General features: G+C 53.8%; 15 protein-coding genes and 1 other RNA gene. 7 read left to right on the forward strand and 9 right to left on the reverse strand.

Translation table 11 applies throughout. The annotated features are described in order from the left end of the window. Positions 1 to 25 precede the first annotated feature (25 nt). Positions 26 to 364, forward strand: a complete 339-nt coding sequence (gene glnK / locus AC6I8B_RS04735; RefSeq protein ID WP_003850469.1) for a P-II family nitrogen regulator — start codon at positions 26 to 28, stop codon at positions 362 to 364. A 34-nt stretch (positions 365 to 398) separates the two neighbouring features. Continuing rightward, complete coding sequence (amtB, locus tag AC6I8B_RS04740; RefSeq protein WP_010255877.1) at positions 399 to 1685, forward strand: ammonium transporter AmtB; 1287 nt, start codon at positions 399 to 401, stop codon at positions 1683 to 1685. Positions 1686 to 1735: 50 nt separating this feature from the next. Here the strand turns inward: amtB and tesB are convergent, their stop codons facing one another. Further along, positions 1736 to 2599, reverse strand: a complete 864-nt coding sequence (gene tesB / locus AC6I8B_RS04745; RefSeq protein ID WP_010255880.1) for an acyl-CoA thioesterase II — start codon at positions 2597 to 2599, stop codon at positions 1736 to 1738. 190 nt (positions 2600 to 2789) lie between these two features. Here tesB and AC6I8B_RS04750 point away from each other — a divergent pair, with 190 nt between their 5' ends. Then, the gene (locus tag AC6I8B_RS04750; protein WP_010255881.1) at positions 2790 to 3347 is read left to right on the forward strand and encodes a YbaY family lipoprotein; all 558 of its coding nucleotides are present in this window, start codon (positions 2790 to 2792) and stop codon (positions 3345 to 3347) included. Positions 3348 to 3386: 39 nt separating this feature from the next. Here AC6I8B_RS04750 and AC6I8B_RS04755 read toward each other — a convergent pair whose 3' ends face one another. Beyond that, on the reverse strand, positions 3387 to 3698 hold the full coding sequence (locus tag AC6I8B_RS04755; RefSeq protein ID WP_033756781.1) for an MGMT family protein: 312 nt from the start codon (positions 3696 to 3698) through the stop codon (positions 3387 to 3389). 175 nt (positions 3699 to 3873) lie between these two features. On the opposite strand from AC6I8B_RS04755, the gene ffs reads away from it, so the two are divergent. Next, an RNA gene (gene ffs / locus AC6I8B_RS04760) (signal recognition particle sRNA small type) lies at positions 3874 to 3970 on the forward strand. A 134-nt stretch (positions 3971 to 4104) separates the two neighbouring features. On the opposite strand, the gene hha is transcribed toward ffs, so the two are convergent. The 3 genes from hha to AC6I8B_RS04775 all read right to left on the reverse strand — a co-directional run bounded on the left by hha (position 4105) and on the right by AC6I8B_RS04775 (position 5223). Next, positions 4105 to 4320 (reverse strand): hemolysin expression-modulating protein Hha, encoded by a 216-nt coding sequence (gene hha / locus AC6I8B_RS04765; protein WP_003850458.1) that lies wholly within the window; start codon positions 4318 to 4320, stop codon positions 4105 to 4107. Positions 4321 to 4344: 24 nt separating this feature from the next. Then, the gene (tomB, locus tag AC6I8B_RS04770) at positions 4345 to 4722 is read right to left on the reverse strand and encodes an Hha toxicity modulator TomB (protein ID WP_003850455.1); all 378 of its coding nucleotides are present in this window, start codon (positions 4720 to 4722) and stop codon (positions 4345 to 4347) included. A gap of 147 nt (positions 4723 to 4869) precedes the next feature. After that, positions 4870 to 5223, reverse strand: coding sequence for a hypothetical protein (locus AC6I8B_RS04775; RefSeq protein ID WP_010255885.1), 354 nt, complete (start codon positions 5221 to 5223; stop codon positions 4870 to 4872). Between the two features lie 341 nt (positions 5224 to 5564). On the opposite strand from AC6I8B_RS04775, the gene AC6I8B_RS04780 reads away from it, so the two are divergent. Genes AC6I8B_RS04780 through AC6I8B_RS04790 form a run of 3 tightly spaced genes read left to right on the forward strand, consistent with a single transcriptional unit; the run spans position 5565 to position 7963 of the window. Beyond that, the gene (locus tag AC6I8B_RS04780) at positions 5565 to 6233 is read left to right on the forward strand and encodes a metal ABC transporter ATP-binding protein (protein WP_157351651.1); all 669 of its coding nucleotides are present in this window, start codon (positions 5565 to 5567) and stop codon (positions 6231 to 6233) included. After that, positions 6230 to 7069, forward strand: coding sequence for a metal ABC transporter permease (locus AC6I8B_RS04785; RefSeq protein ID WP_010255890.1), 840 nt, complete (start codon positions 6230 to 6232; stop codon positions 7067 to 7069). Before AC6I8B_RS04780 ends, AC6I8B_RS04785 begins: the two co-directional genes overlap by 4 nt. A 15-nt stretch (positions 7070 to 7084) precedes the next feature. Next, positions 7085 to 7963: a metal ABC transporter substrate-binding protein gene (locus AC6I8B_RS04790; protein WP_010255893.1), complete on the forward strand. Its 879-nt coding sequence runs from the start codon at positions 7085 to 7087 to the stop codon at positions 7961 to 7963. A 45-nt stretch (positions 7964 to 8008) separates the two neighbouring features. Here the strand turns inward: AC6I8B_RS04790 and ykgO are convergent, their stop codons facing one another. From ykgO to AC6I8B_RS04810, 4 genes are all read right to left on the reverse strand, one after another. Then, on the reverse strand, positions 8009 to 8149 hold the full coding sequence (ykgO, locus tag AC6I8B_RS04795) for a type B 50S ribosomal protein L36 (RefSeq protein ID WP_010255896.1): 141 nt from the start codon (positions 8147 to 8149) through the stop codon (positions 8009 to 8011). 11 nt (positions 8150 to 8160) lie between these two features. Then, entirely contained in the window at positions 8161 to 8415 is a 255-nt protein-coding gene (locus tag AC6I8B_RS04800; protein WP_010671219.1) for a type B 50S ribosomal protein L31, read from the reverse strand. Between the two features lie 162 nt (positions 8416 to 8577). Then, positions 8578 to 11733 (reverse strand): multidrug efflux RND transporter permease subunit AcrB, encoded by a 3156-nt coding sequence (locus AC6I8B_RS04805; protein WP_010255902.1) that lies wholly within the window; start codon positions 11731 to 11733, stop codon positions 8578 to 8580. Between the two features lie 16 nt (positions 11734 to 11749). Then, on the reverse strand, positions 11750 to 12943 hold the full coding sequence (locus AC6I8B_RS04810) for an efflux RND transporter periplasmic adaptor subunit (RefSeq protein WP_010255904.1): 1194 nt from the start codon (positions 12941 to 12943) through the stop codon (positions 11750 to 11752). Between the last annotated feature and the right edge of the window lie 93 nt (positions 12944 to 13036).

A 13036-nucleotide genomic window follows, 5' to 3' on the forward strand; every position in this document is an offset into this window, starting at 1 on the left:
CTATTTACTCGCTGGAGGGGATCCAATGAAGCTGGTTACCGTCGTAATTAAGCCATTCAAGCTGGAGGATGTACGTGAAGCTTTATCCTCTATCGGCATTCAGGGACTGACCGTCTCCGAAGTGAAAGGTTTTGGCCGTCAGAAGGGCCATGCAGAGCTTTATCGTGGCGCAGAGTACAGCGTGAACTTCCTGCCTAAGGTCAAAATTGATATCGCTATTGCCGACGATCAGTTAGACGAAGTGGTGGATGTCATCAGTAAAGCGGCTTACACCGGCAAAATTGGCGACGGTAAAATTTTCGTAGCTGAACTGCAGCGCGTCATCCGTATTCGTACCGGCGAGACCGACGAAGCCGCTCTGTAATAAAGACTCAGTACTGTGATGGGATGGAATAAAAATGAATAAAATTTTCGCTAAGTTGGGCCTCACCAGCCTGGCACTGTTACCCTCACTCGCGATGGCTGCGCCTGCCGTTGCGGACAAGGCTGATAACGCATTTATGATGATTTGCACCGCGCTGGTGCTGTTTATGTCAATTCCAGGTATCGCGCTGTTTTACGGTGGTTTGATTCGCGGTAAAAACGTGCTGTCGATGCTGACCCAGGTTGCCGTCACCTTCTCACTGGTCTGCGTATTGTGGATGGTTTACGGCTATTCACTGGCGTTCAGTGAAGGCAACGCCTTCTTTGGCAGCTTTAACTGGGTGATGCTGAAAAACATTCAGCTGACCGCCGTCATGGGCAGCTTCTATCAATATATTCACGTCGCGTTCCAGGCCTCGTTTGCCTGTATCACGGTGGGCCTGATTGTCGGTGCTATCGCAGAACGCATCCGTTTCTCTGCCGTACTGATTTTTGTCGGCGTCTGGCTGACCCTGGCTTACCTGCCTATCGCGCACATGGTGTGGGCTGGCGGTTTCCTGGCACAGGATGGCGCGCTGGACTTTGCTGGCGGCACCGTGGTGCATATCAACGCCGCTGTCGCCGGTCTGGTGGGCGCTTATCTGGTGGGCAAACGTGCCGGCTTTGGTAAAGAGGCCTTCAAACCACATAACCTGCCAATGGTATTCACCGGCACCGCCATTCTGTATGTCGGCTGGTTCGGTTTCAACGCCGGTTCTGCTTCTGCAGCAAACGAAATCGCGGCGCTGGCCTTCCTGAACACCGTTGTCGCCACAGCGGGCGCCGTGTTGTCATGGACCTTTGGCGAGTGGGCGGTACGTGGTAAGCCTTCGCTGCTGGGTGCCTGTTCAGGCTTTATTGCCGGGCTGGTAGCGATTACGCCTGCCTGTGGTTACGTCGGCGTCGGCGGTGCATTAATTATCGGCCTGGTTGGCGGACTGGCGGGACTGTGGGGCGTGACCACCCTGAAAAAATGGCTGCGCGTGGATGATCCCTGCGATGTGTTCGGCGTGCATGGCGTGTGCGGCATTGTCGGCTGTATCCTGACTGGCGTGTTTGCCTCCTCTTCACTGGGCGGCGTAGGCTACGCAGAGGGTGTCACTATGGGCCATCAGGTCTGGGTACAGCTCTTCAGCGTGGGCCTGACTATCGTCTGGTCGGGCGTTGTCGCCTTCATCGGCTTCAAGCTGGCTGATTTGATTGTCGGTCTGCGCGTTCCGGAAGAGCATGAGCGTGAAGGTCTGGATGTAAACAGCCACGGCGAGAATGCTTACAACCAGTAACGGATGGGCAGTGAAAAGATCAACCGGGGGCGAGTAATCGCCCCCTTTTTTTATTCGCTGCGCTGACGCATCACCCCTTCCTGAACCGTTGAGGCCACCAGCACACCCTGCTGATTGTAGAACTCGCCCCGGACAAAACCCCGTGCGCCTGACGCCGAAGTACTGACTACGCTATAGAGCAGCCATTCACTGAAGTCGAACGGGCGGTGGAACCACATTGAGTGGTCGATAGTGGCGACCTGCATGTCCGGCTCTAAAAAGCCTTTGCCGTGCGGCTGGAGCGCGACCGGCAGGAAATTGAGATCGGAAGCATAGCCGAGCAGATACTGATGGATACGTAAATCGTCGGGCAGTGGGCCGGTGGCACGGATCCAGACCTGGCGCTCCGGCTTATCCACATGGCCCCGAAGAGGATTGTGAATCTGTACCGGGCGGATCTCCAGCGGACGCTCAGCAATGAATTTTTCACGTAGCTTTTCTGGCAGCAGATGCGCCATTTTCTGCGCCATCGCCTGTTCAGTTAACAGATTCTCTGGCCCCGCCACCTGTGGCATCGGATTCTGATGTTCAAAGCCGCTTTCCGGTGACTGGAACGAGGCGGTCATATAAAAAATCGGCTGCCCATTCTGAATGGCACTGACCCGCCGGGCACTGAAACTTTTGCCATCACGCAGCGTTTCAACATCGTAAATAATCGCTTTCTGACTATCGCCGGGCCGCAAAAAATAGCTGTGAAAAGAGTGAATAATGCGATCTTCCGCCACGGTTTGCTTTGCGGCATACAGCGCCTGACCCACCACCTGACCGCCAAACACCTGACGAAGGCCAATATCTTCGCTCTGGCCGCGATATAAACCCTCTTCCAGTTTTTCCAGATTTAATAAATTCAGCAGATTTTGCAGTGCCTGACTCATGGCGCATTCCTCAATATAGTGACCTCCTCAGTGTGAAAGATCGGACCAGTTGACGTCAATCAGACTTTCTACATTGTCGGTGCCAGGCAAAATTTCATTTTTGTGCCAACATTAAGGACATACGGCGAGTGAAGCGCTGTAAGCAGGATTCGCTGCCGACAATCATTTTGATCAAATGGAGACGACATCAATGAAACTCAGGCATGTGTTCAGTGGAGTAGTTATGGCGGTTGCTGTTGTAGGATGCGCCGACAAGAGTAAACCCGTGCCAACGCCAACTCTGGGTTCTGCAGTTGCAGGACAGACGGCGGCGATTGCGCAGCCTAACGTAAGTGGTTCAGTCTTTATCCGCCAGCGCATTGCGCTGCCGCCGGATGCGGTATTAACCGTGACGCTCTCTGATGCGTCCGTCGCCGATGCACCATCAAAAGTGCTGTCGCAGCGCGTGGTGCGAACCGAAGGCAAACAGGCACCGTTCCAGTTCGTGCTGCCGTTTAACCCAGCCGACATCAAGCCTGATGCACGCATTCTGTTAAGCGCAGCTATCTCAATCGACGGTAAACTGGCCTTTATCACTGAAGGCGTGAAGCCAGTGATTAACCAGGGTGGCACCAAAGCAGAGCTGCTGCTGGTACCGGTACCGTCTATGGCGATGCCAACCCAGCCGGGCGCAGCGACCACCGTTCCTTCGACCTCACCGACTCAGGTGACGCCGTCTGCTGCGGTTCCTGCTCCAACCCGTCTGTAAACTCTTTTCGGGGCGACATAGTCGCCCTTTTTTCCCTGTCTAAACTCGCCAGCGATAAGTCTCGAGATCGAGCTGTCCGTCGTCACTCACCTCTATGCCTTCCGCCTCCAGTGCATCCCGCTGCCGCAACAGACGGTCACCCTGAAGAGAAATTGTGCCGTGTCGGTTTACGACGCGATGCCAGGGAAGGGTAGTGCCCTCGGGTAAGCGGCTCAGCACGCCACCGACCTGACGCGCCGCGCGCGGAGAACCGGCCAGTAGCGCCACATCGCCATAGGTGGTGACGCGGCCAGCCGGAATAGCGGCAACAATTTGCCAGATGCGTTGCTGGAAAGTGTCTGGCTGATTCATGTACTTATTTCATCAGGAAAAAGGGTTTTAACTTTAGCACGGGGAAAAGGCGGAGAAAGCGTAAAAGCGGTGGTTGTTCAAGAAAACAACGGTTGTCCCGACTACGCTTGCAATTGCCACCTCCTTCCCAGATAATGCCCCCGCTCTCGTAAAGAGGGCTTGTCAATGGGGGCCCTGTTGGTTCTCCCGCAATGCTAGCTTGTGAACTCGGTCAGATCCGGAAGGAAGCAGCCGTAGCAGGTGACGCGTGTGCCGGGATGTAGCTGGCAGGGCCCCCACCACTTTCTCCCTTTGATATTCTCCCCCTAAGCTGCAGACAGGCAAAACCCGCCTGGGCCGATCCTTTGCCGGCAGGCAGGATTATCCGGTACTTTATTGGGGTAAAACTGAGCCGTAAGCGATCAGATTAACGGACAAATTTCCATACTGAACCCGGGACTTTATCGTAGAGCTTGTTCATCGTCAGTTCCGCCAGGCGATGGTCAGCTGCTGAGTAAAATACCGCTAATTCATCTTCCGGTAATTCATACTTATTTTTTTCAATCACCCTTTCCAGGGTATCAAGAGAGCGGCAGCGCCGCAGTCGCATCAAATAATCGGTTTTAGTCAGGGTTTTGTTCATAAATAAACCGTTCTCATGTCTTTACTATAATGAATGGCTCGGTTGCTGGAGAAAAGCGCACTCTTCAGTGAACAGATTAAATAAGCGTTTTGCTGAACGTTGCCACCGCTGAAGATCCGGACTATTGACACCATAATTGCTGAATAGCATAAAAGTATCATCAAGATATTCATCGATTTGCGAAATCAGCGCTTCATCTTCAACGTGCTTAATTTTGTAATTCATGGTGAAAGAGGCGATATGCTCAATCAAATCGTTAAGCTGTAGATTGCTTTCAGAAGTGGGATCATTAACCCAGCCATGATGACTGTCGGTTAATGTTGCCATGCTGTCGTCAAACAGACTCTCACAAAGGTATTTAAGCTGGGCAATATCATGCCGTTTCGGTGAGTATTCGTCCATCTTTTTCCCCTCCATAGCTAGCACAGTTGCCGCAGGGCGGCGAGAGAAGATCACGCGGCCAGGAAGCGATTATTCGGGCAGTTATTAAACGGGATACCTTAAAGATAGTGTAAAACCATTAGTTCTGCTCACCTCCATTACTAAATATTACAATTCATCGCCAGGGGAGGGTTGCTCATTGTCGATCACATCAAACTCAAGTGCACCGGGCTTAATGTGAAAGTTTACCTGTTCTGACTGCGTCACGGTTTCATTTAGATCCAGGCAGGGACTAAATAAATTCCAGTCAAAATCGTAAAGTAATTTAAAACTATTCAGATCCTGGTATTCAACCGAAATGATTTTTAAACTGCCTGGAACTAACCGGGCATTTTGTGAGTACCAGCGTAAATCCCCTACCAGCAAATCGGTTATTTTGAGAATATTCCGCTGAACAATCTCTGCTATTTTTGCGCAGTCCGATTCACCCGCGGCAATATCACATTCAATGCGTGACAGCATATCTGTTCCACTTATAACCGTTAATAAACCTATCATTGGTTTTCTGCAACTGGTTTGCAAGTCAGTTGAGCACAAAACTCTCAGTTTCTGAGATTTGCCAGACGCAGCCGCAGGCCTTACCGCCAGCGCGGGTCTGCCAGTGCGTGCAGGTGGTATTTATCTTTTGATACACAATCCCACATTCAACAGAGAGCAACATCAGGTATCTTTACTGTTATGTTATAACATTATGGTGAAGTAATGCGTCAGAGTGGATTACTTATGTCACTGGGCGGGCGGCTGGGAGTAGCACTGCTATTTATCACGCTGCTTGCTGTGGCAATAAAATGGGGGATCAGCGCATGATCCTGTTTAACGCGCTTCGCGCGGGCTACCAGGGACAGGTTGTGACCCCGGCTATTACCGGCCAGCTCGCAGCCGGCTCGATGACCGCGCTGGTCGGCGCGAACGGTAGCGGCAAATCAACCCTGTTAAAAACCATTGCTGGCTTACTGCCACCGATAGCCGGGCGCTGTGAGCTGCAGGTTGCACGCCGGGATATCGGCTGGTTGCCGCAGCGCACCGAACTTGAGACCCGCTTTCCCCTGACGGTATTTGAACTGGTCTCTATTGGCTGCTGGCCACGCTGCGGCTGGTTCGGCGGCATTAACCGGATACTGCGTCGGGAGATCTGGCAGTCGCTGGAAGCGGTTCAGATGAGTGATTATGCGGATGCGCAGCCCGCGACGTTATCCGGCGGACAACTGCAGCGGGTATTGTTTGCGCGGCTGATGCTGCAGCGCAGCCAGGTCTGGCTTCTGGATGAGCCTTTTAACGGCATTGACAGCCAGACGGTGACGCTACTGATGTCGATCCTTGAGCAGCAACAGCAGGCCGGAACAACCCTGCTGGTGGTGCTGCACGATCGTCCGCTGGTGGCGCGCTACTTCAGTAACGTGATGTCGATGGATGAACGTGAGGTTAACTGCACCTGCCTGCCAGCTTCCTCTCTGCGGAGTCGTGCGCCGTGACTCTCATTCAACCCTTTATTGAGTTTGGTTTTATGCGACGCGCGCTGGTGGCCTGTCTGGCGCTGGCCGTCAGCGCCACGCCGCTCGGGGTATTCCTCTCCCTGCGACGTATGAGCCTGATTGGCGATGCCTTATCACACGCGGTGCTGCCCGGTGCCGCCATTGGCTATCTGATCTCCGGATTGTCACTGGTCGCGATGGGTGTTGGCGGCCTGATCGCAGGTTTAGCCGTGGCGCTACTCTCTGGCGCGGTCAGTCGCTACACGCCGCTGAAAGAGGATGCCAGTTTTGCCGGGTTCTATCTGGGTTCACTGGCGCTGGGCGTCACGCTGGTTTCATTACGCGGCTCAAGCGTGGATCTGCTGCACGTTCTGTTTGGCTCGCTGCTGGCGGTAGACAACGCAGCGCTGTTGCTGGTGGGCGGCATCGCTGCCTTTACGCTGATTCTGCTGGCGGTGATCTATCGTCCGCTGGTCATCGATGCGTTTGACGGCGACTTCCTGCGTGCGCAGGGAAAATGGAGCGCGCCGCTGGTGCATGGTCTGTTTTTAATGCTGGTGGTGCTGAATCTGGTGGCGGGTTTTCAGGTGCTGGGCACCCTGATGTCGGTGGGTTTAATGATGTTGCCCGCCGCCAGCGCCCGCTTCTGGAGTCGCCATCTCGCCGCAATGCTGGTTATCGCCATTTTCATGGCAATGATTTCGGCGCTGGCCGGTCTGATGCTCTCCTGGCACTTCTCATTGCCGGCGGGTCCCGCTGTGGTGCTAAGCGCCGCCATGCTGTTTTTTTTCTCCATTCTTACAGGGCCGTGCGGCGGAATTTTACGCCGCCATTAATCTTAAGGGGTATCTATGAAAAAATTACCGGTTAGCCTGGCGCTCGCTGCGCTGTTTGCCACGCCTCTGGCGATGGCCAAAACGGTGGATGTCGTGGCCAGCTTTACTGTGCTGGCTGACATCGTTAAGCAGGTCGGCGGCGATCATGTAAAGGTTAAAAGCCTGGTGGGGCCGAATGGCGATCCACATACTTTTGAACCGACACCGCAGGACAGTCAGGCGCTGGCGAAGGCCGATCTGGTGTTTGTCAGCGGACTGGGACTGGAAGGGTGGATGGATCGGCTGGTCAGCGCCTCAGGGTATCGCGGTCAACCCGTTGTCGCCTCAACCGGTGTCACCACCCGCAGCATGGAGGAGGAGGGTAAAACCGTTACCGATCCTCACGCCTGGAACAGCATGCAGAACGGCGTTATCTACGCGACCAACGTGATGAATGCGCTGGTCAAAGCCGATCCTGAAGATGCTCCGGCCATTCGTCAGCGTGGACAGAATTACATTCAGCAACTGCAGGCGCTGGATCGCTGGGCAAAAACCGCCTTTGACGCTGTGCCAGCCGATAAGCGTAAAGTGCTGACCAGTCACGATGCGTTTGGTTATTTTGGACAGCGATATGGCGTGACTTTCCTTGCGCCGGTAGGGTTCTCTACTGAGGCGGAAGCGAGTGCCAGCAACGTGGGTAACTTAATCACCCAACTGAAGCAGCAGCACATCAACCGCTATTTCATTGAGAACCAGACCGACCCGCGTCTGGTAAAACAGATTGCCAGCGCCACCGGGGCAGAGCCGGGTGGTGAGCTCTATCCGGAAGCGTTATCCACGGCCTCTGGCCCGGCAGCCACCTATCAGGCGGCTTTTAAACACAACGTGAATGCGATGCTGAAGAGCATGCACTAAGCATAAAAAAGGCCGGGCAAGCCCGGCCAGTCATCACGACACAAACTAGCGTTTTTTCTTTCTTCCCTGTACTGCTTTAAACCGCGGGTTCGATTTACAGATCACGTAAATACGGCCTTTGCGGCGGACCACTTTACAATCCCGATGGCGATTTTTTGCTGAACGCAGCGAGCTTAATACCTGCATGATCCTCACCTCTATTTCTTTCCAAGAAAGCGCCCGAAACGCTGGTTAAAGCGCGCGGTGCTGCCCTCTTTGGCAAAATCTTTCTGTTTACCGGTGTAGAACACATGTGAGGCAGACGACACATCCAGGGTGACGTAGGGCAGCGTTTCGCCTTCGAACTCCACGGTGCGATCGGTTTTGATGGTTGATCCGATTTTGAACCAGACATCAGCCGATGTGTCATGGAAGACCACGTGGCGATAGTGAGGATGAATATTTGCTTTCATAATGCACACCTATGTAATGTTATACTATAACAATATTATGCGATGCACAGGCCAGGATTGCAACTGTCCGTGAGACAGGAAAAGCAAGGGAACAGGAAATGAGAAGGGCTGAATCGCAGGCATAAAAAAAGGCCGCTTGCGCGGCCTCAGATGATTTACAGCTTAGTGAGTCTGGTTATGCTCAACCGGATGACTGTTCGCTGATTCTTCTTTTTTCTTGCCAAAGCGGCGGCGTACCACCACAAAGAACACAGGAACGAAGAAGATCGCCAGTATGGTCGCGGTGACCATACCACCGATAACGCCGGTACCTACGGCGTTTTGCGAACCGGAACCGGCACCGGTACTGATCGCCAGCGGCAGTACCCCGAGAATAAACGCCAGTGACGTCATCAGGATAGGACGCAGACGCATACGGCACGCTTCCAGCGCAGCTTCAATCAGCCCTTTACCCTCTTTATCCATCAAATCTTTAGCAAATTCGACGATAAGGATGGCGTTCTTGGTGGAGAGGCCGATGGTTGTCAGTAACCCCACTACGAAGTAGACGTCATTACTCAGGCCACGCAGGGTGGTAAAGATCAGTGCACCAATGACCCCGAGCGGGACAACCAGCATAACCGAGAATGGAATCGACCAGCTCTCGTACAGTGCGGCGAGACACAGGAAGACCACAATCAGCGAGATGGCATAGAGCGCAGGGGCCTGGTTACCTGACAAGCGTTCCTGATAGGACATACCGGTCCAGTCATAGCCGATACCGGCAGGCAGTTTCGCCGCCAGCTCTTCCATCAGGTCCATTGCCGCACCCGAGCTTTTGCCTGGCGCAGCCTGTCCCAGGATTTCCATCGCAGGCAGACCGTTGTAACGCTCAAGGCGCGGTGAGCCATATTGCCATTTCGCTGACGAGAAGGCAGAGAAGGGCACCATGGTTCCGCTGCTGTTGCGCACGTACCATTTACCAATGTCGTCCGGCAGCATGCGGGCGTCCGCTTTACCCATGACGTAAACTTTCTTCACGCGACCGCGGTCAATGAAGTCATTGACGTAGGAACCGCCCCAGGAAGCCGCCAGCGTGGTGTTGATATCACTCAGTGATACGCCCAGGGCCTGTGCTTTCTCCTGATCGATCGTCAGCTTGTACTGTGGCGTATCTTCCATCCCGTTAGGACGGACGCCAACCAGCGTATCAGGATGTTGCGCAATCATGCCGAACAGCTGATTACGCGCTTCCGTCAGCTTATCGTGGCCAAGGTTATTCTGGTCGATCAGCTCAAAGTCGAAGCCGGTCGCGTTACCCAGTTCAATAATGGCTGGCAGGTTGAAAGGAATGACCATTGCATCTTTGATCGCGCCCAGCGCCTGCATGGCACGGCCAGCAATCGCCGGTACTTTCATGTCGCTGCCGGTACGCTCATCCCACGGCTTGAGACTGACGAAGGCGATACCGGTGTTCTGTCCACGACCGGCAAAGCCGAAGCCGTTAACGGTAAACACCGATTTAACCGTGTCTTTCTCCTGGGTCAGGAAGTAATCCGTCACCTGATCCAGCACTTTCTGCGTACGCTCCTGGGTTGCACCAGCAGGCAGCTGCGCCTGAGCCAGCAGCAGACCCTGATCCTCTTCCGGTAAGAATGAAGAGGGCAGGCGCACAAACAGAAACGCCATACCGACCACGATCACCAGATAGATCACCATATAGCGACCCGTACTGCGAACCATGTGACCCACACCATCCACATAGTGGTTGGTGCTTTTGTCGAACATGCGGTTGAACCAGCCGAAGAAACCGGTGGTTTTACCGTGCTCGCCTTTTTTAATCGGTTTCAGCATGGTGGCACAGAGTGCCGGCGTCAGAATAAAGGCGACCAGCACCGACAGCGCCATTGCCGAAACGATAGTGATGGAGAACTGACGGTAGATAACACCGGTCGAACCACCAAAGAACGCCATCGGAATAAAGACGGCAGCCAGCACCAGCGCGATACCGACCAGTGCGCCCTGGATCTGCTCCATAGAACGCTTAGTCGCTTCTTTTGGCGGTAATCCCTCTTCCGCCATCACGCGCTCAACGTTCTCGACCACCACGATGGCGTCATCCACCAGCAAGCCGATGGCCAGCACCATCCCGAACATCGTCAGGGTGTTTATCGAATAGCCAAAAGCGCTGATAACGGCAAAGGTACCCAGCAATACCACAGGGACCGCGATGGTAGGAATGAGCGTGGCGCGGAAGTTCTGCAGAAACAGATACATGACCAGGAACACCAGCACGATCGCTTCGATCAGCGTTTTCACCACTTCGAAAATCGAGATTTTAACGAAAGGCGTGGTGTCATACGGATAGACCACTTTCAAACCGGCCGGGAACGTCGGCTGCAATTTGGCCAGTTCTTCTTTCACCGCATTGGCGGTATCCAGCGCATTCGCACCGGTGGCCAGCTTGATACCGATACCGGACGCAGGCTTGCCGTTATAACGGGCAACGATTTCGTAGTTTTCCGCGCCAAGTTCAATCCTTGCCACATCACGCAGACGAACCTGAGAACCATCTTCATTCACTTTCAGCAGGATTTTGCCGAATTCATCGGTAGAGGTGAGACGGGTTTGCGCAATGATAGAGGCGTTAAGCTGCTGTCCCGGAACCGGAGGCGTACCGCCCAACTGACCGGCAGCGACCTGGGTGTTCTGCGTATTCAGGGCGCTGATAACATCAACCGGCGTCAGGTTGTAGTTGTTCAGCTTGTGCGGATCCATCCAGATACGCATCGCGTACTGCGCACCGAATACCTGGGTATCACCCACGCCTTTGGTACGGCTGATCGGATCTTTGATGGACGATGAAATAAAGTCAGAAATATCATTCTGCGTCATATTGTCATCGTCGCTGATGAAGCCCGCTACCATCAGGAAGCTACTGGAAGATTTCTTAACCTGAATCCCCTGTTGCTGTACTTCCTGCGGTAACAGCGGCGTCGCCAGCTGCAGTTTGTTCTGCACCTGAACCTGCGCGATATCGGCATCTGTTCCTGACTCAAAGGAGATCGTCAGGGTCAGCGTACCGGATGAGTCGCTGCTTGAGGACATATACATCAGTCCATCAATGCCGTTCATATTTTGTTCGATGACCTGGGTCACCGAGTCCTGCAGCGTTTTAGCATCTGCACCAGGGTAGGTGGCCTGAATCTCAATCGCCGGCGGTGCAACATTGGGATATTGCTCAATCGGAAGTTTGAGAATCGATAGCGCACCGACCAGCATAATGATGATGGCGAGCACCCACGCAAAGATGGGCCGATCGATAAAGAACTTAGCCATGAATCAACGGCTCCTGTTATGACGATGACTTGTCAGACTGCGGCTTTGAATCGGGTGCCGCTTTCGCATCGTCTGAGACTTCTTGTGGGGTAACCTGTGCGCCCGGCTTGGCTCGCTGCAGACCCGTGCTGATCACACGTTCACCCGCTTTAACACCGTCGGTGACTAACCACTTGTCGCCAATCGCCTGAGAGGTGGTGACCTGACGAGCTTCCACTTTGTTATCTGCACCTACCACCATGACCGTTGCCTGACCCGTTGGGGTGCGGGCTACCGCCTGTTGCGGAACCAGCAACGCATTAGGATTGGTACCTTCATCCAGACGAGCGCGAACAAACATGCCCGGTAACAGCGCATGGTTCGGGTTCGGGACAATGGCGCGCAGGGTGATAGAACCCGTGGTTTCATCAACGGTAACGTCAGAGAACTCCAGCGTACCTGTCTGTGGATAGCTGTTGCCGTTCTGCATCAGCAGGGTCACGTTGGCTTTGCCATCGTTCTGCTTCAGCTGACCCGACTCCAGTTCTGAACGTAAGCGCATGAAATCTTCGCTCGACTGGGTGACGTCGACATACATCGGGTCAAGTTGCTGCACAGTGGCCAGAGCGGTGGTTTGCGCGTTTTGTACCAGCGCACCTTCCGTTACTGACGATTTGCCGATGCGGCCACTGATAGGCGAGGTGACTTTGGTATAAGCCAGGTTAATGCGGGCCGTTTCTACATTGGCTTTTGCTACCTGAACCGCAGCATCGTTTTGCGCGGCCGTGGCAACGGCGGTGTCGTAATCCTGCTGACTGATATATTTGGTGCCGAGTAAAGGCTTATAACGTTTGACGGTCAGCTGAGCGATGCGTGCATTGGCCTGCGCCTGAGTTAAGTCACCTTTGGCGCTGTCATAGGCGGCCTGATAGGTAGCAGGATCGATCTGATAAAGAGACTGACCCGCTTTGACATCGCTGCCTTCAACAAAGTTACGCTTCAGAATGATACCGGAAACCTGCGGACGGACTTCGGCGACACGATATGCCGAGGTGCGGCCAGGTAATTCAGTCGAGATTTTCAGGGGTTCAGTTTTCAGTGTTACAACCCCCACTGCTGGCGGTTGCTGGGCGGCTTGTTCGGATTTATTGTTGTCACATCCTGTTAACAAAAAGCTGCCTGATAGCATCAGGACGGCCGCCAGAGGCGATAATCCTCTGATTTTATTCATAAATAAACCTCTAGTGTCCGATATCAATTGGTCAATGGATCACAAACTGAAAAACCCATTGCTGTGTCAAGTCGCAGGTCATGCTATGGTACA

The sequence above is a fragment of the Pantoea sp. X-Soil-ISGK-285 genome, from assembly GCF_059730815.1.

What these genes read in the sequence shown, in the direction of transcription:
- glnK (WP_003850469.1), top strand. Translation starts at nt 26, where the DNA reads ATGAAGCTGGTTACCGTCGTAATTAAGCCATTCAAGCTGGAGGATGTA.
- amtB (WP_010255877.1), top strand. Translation starts at nt 399, where the DNA reads ATGAATAAAATTTTCGCTAAGTTGGGCCTCACCAGCCTGGCACTGTTA.
- tesB (WP_010255880.1), bottom strand. Translation starts at nt 2,599, where the DNA reads ATGAGTCAGGCACTGCAAAATCTGCTGAATTTATTAAATCTGGAAAAA.
- AC6I8B_RS04750 (WP_010255881.1), top strand. Translation starts at nt 2,790, where the DNA reads ATGAAACTCAGGCATGTGTTCAGTGGAGTAGTTATGGCGGTTGCTGTT.
- AC6I8B_RS04755 (WP_033756781.1), bottom strand. Translation starts at nt 3,698, where the DNA reads ATGAATCAGCCAGACACTTTCCAGCAACGCATCTGGCAAATTGTTGCC.
- hha (WP_003850458.1), bottom strand. Translation starts at nt 4,320, where the DNA reads ATGAACAAAACCCTGACTAAAACCGATTATTTGATGCGACTGCGGCGC.
- tomB (WP_003850455.1), bottom strand. Translation starts at nt 4,722, where the DNA reads ATGGACGAATACTCACCGAAACGGCATGATATTGCCCAGCTTAAATAC.
- AC6I8B_RS04775 (WP_010255885.1), bottom strand. Translation starts at nt 5,223, where the DNA reads ATGCTGTCACGCATTGAATGTGATATTGCCGCGGGTGAATCGGACTGC.
- AC6I8B_RS04780 (WP_157351651.1), top strand. Translation starts at nt 5,565, where the DNA reads ATGATCCTGTTTAACGCGCTTCGCGCGGGCTACCAGGGACAGGTTGTG.
- AC6I8B_RS04790 (WP_010255893.1), top strand. Translation starts at nt 7,085, where the DNA reads ATGAAAAAATTACCGGTTAGCCTGGCGCTCGCTGCGCTGTTTGCCACG.
- ykgO (WP_010255896.1), bottom strand. Translation starts at nt 8,149, where the DNA reads ATGCAGGTATTAAGCTCGCTGCGTTCAGCAAAAAATCGCCATCGGGAT.
- AC6I8B_RS04800 (WP_010671219.1), bottom strand. Translation starts at nt 8,415, where the DNA reads ATGAAAGCAAATATTCATCCTCACTATCGCCACGTGGTCTTCCATGAC.
- AC6I8B_RS04805 (WP_010255902.1), bottom strand. Translation starts at nt 11,733, where the DNA reads ATGGCTAAGTTCTTTATCGATCGGCCCATCTTTGCGTGGGTGCTCGCC.
- AC6I8B_RS04810 (WP_010255904.1), bottom strand. Translation starts at nt 12,943, where the DNA reads ATGAATAAAATCAGAGGATTATCGCCTCTGGCGGCCGTCCTGATGCTA.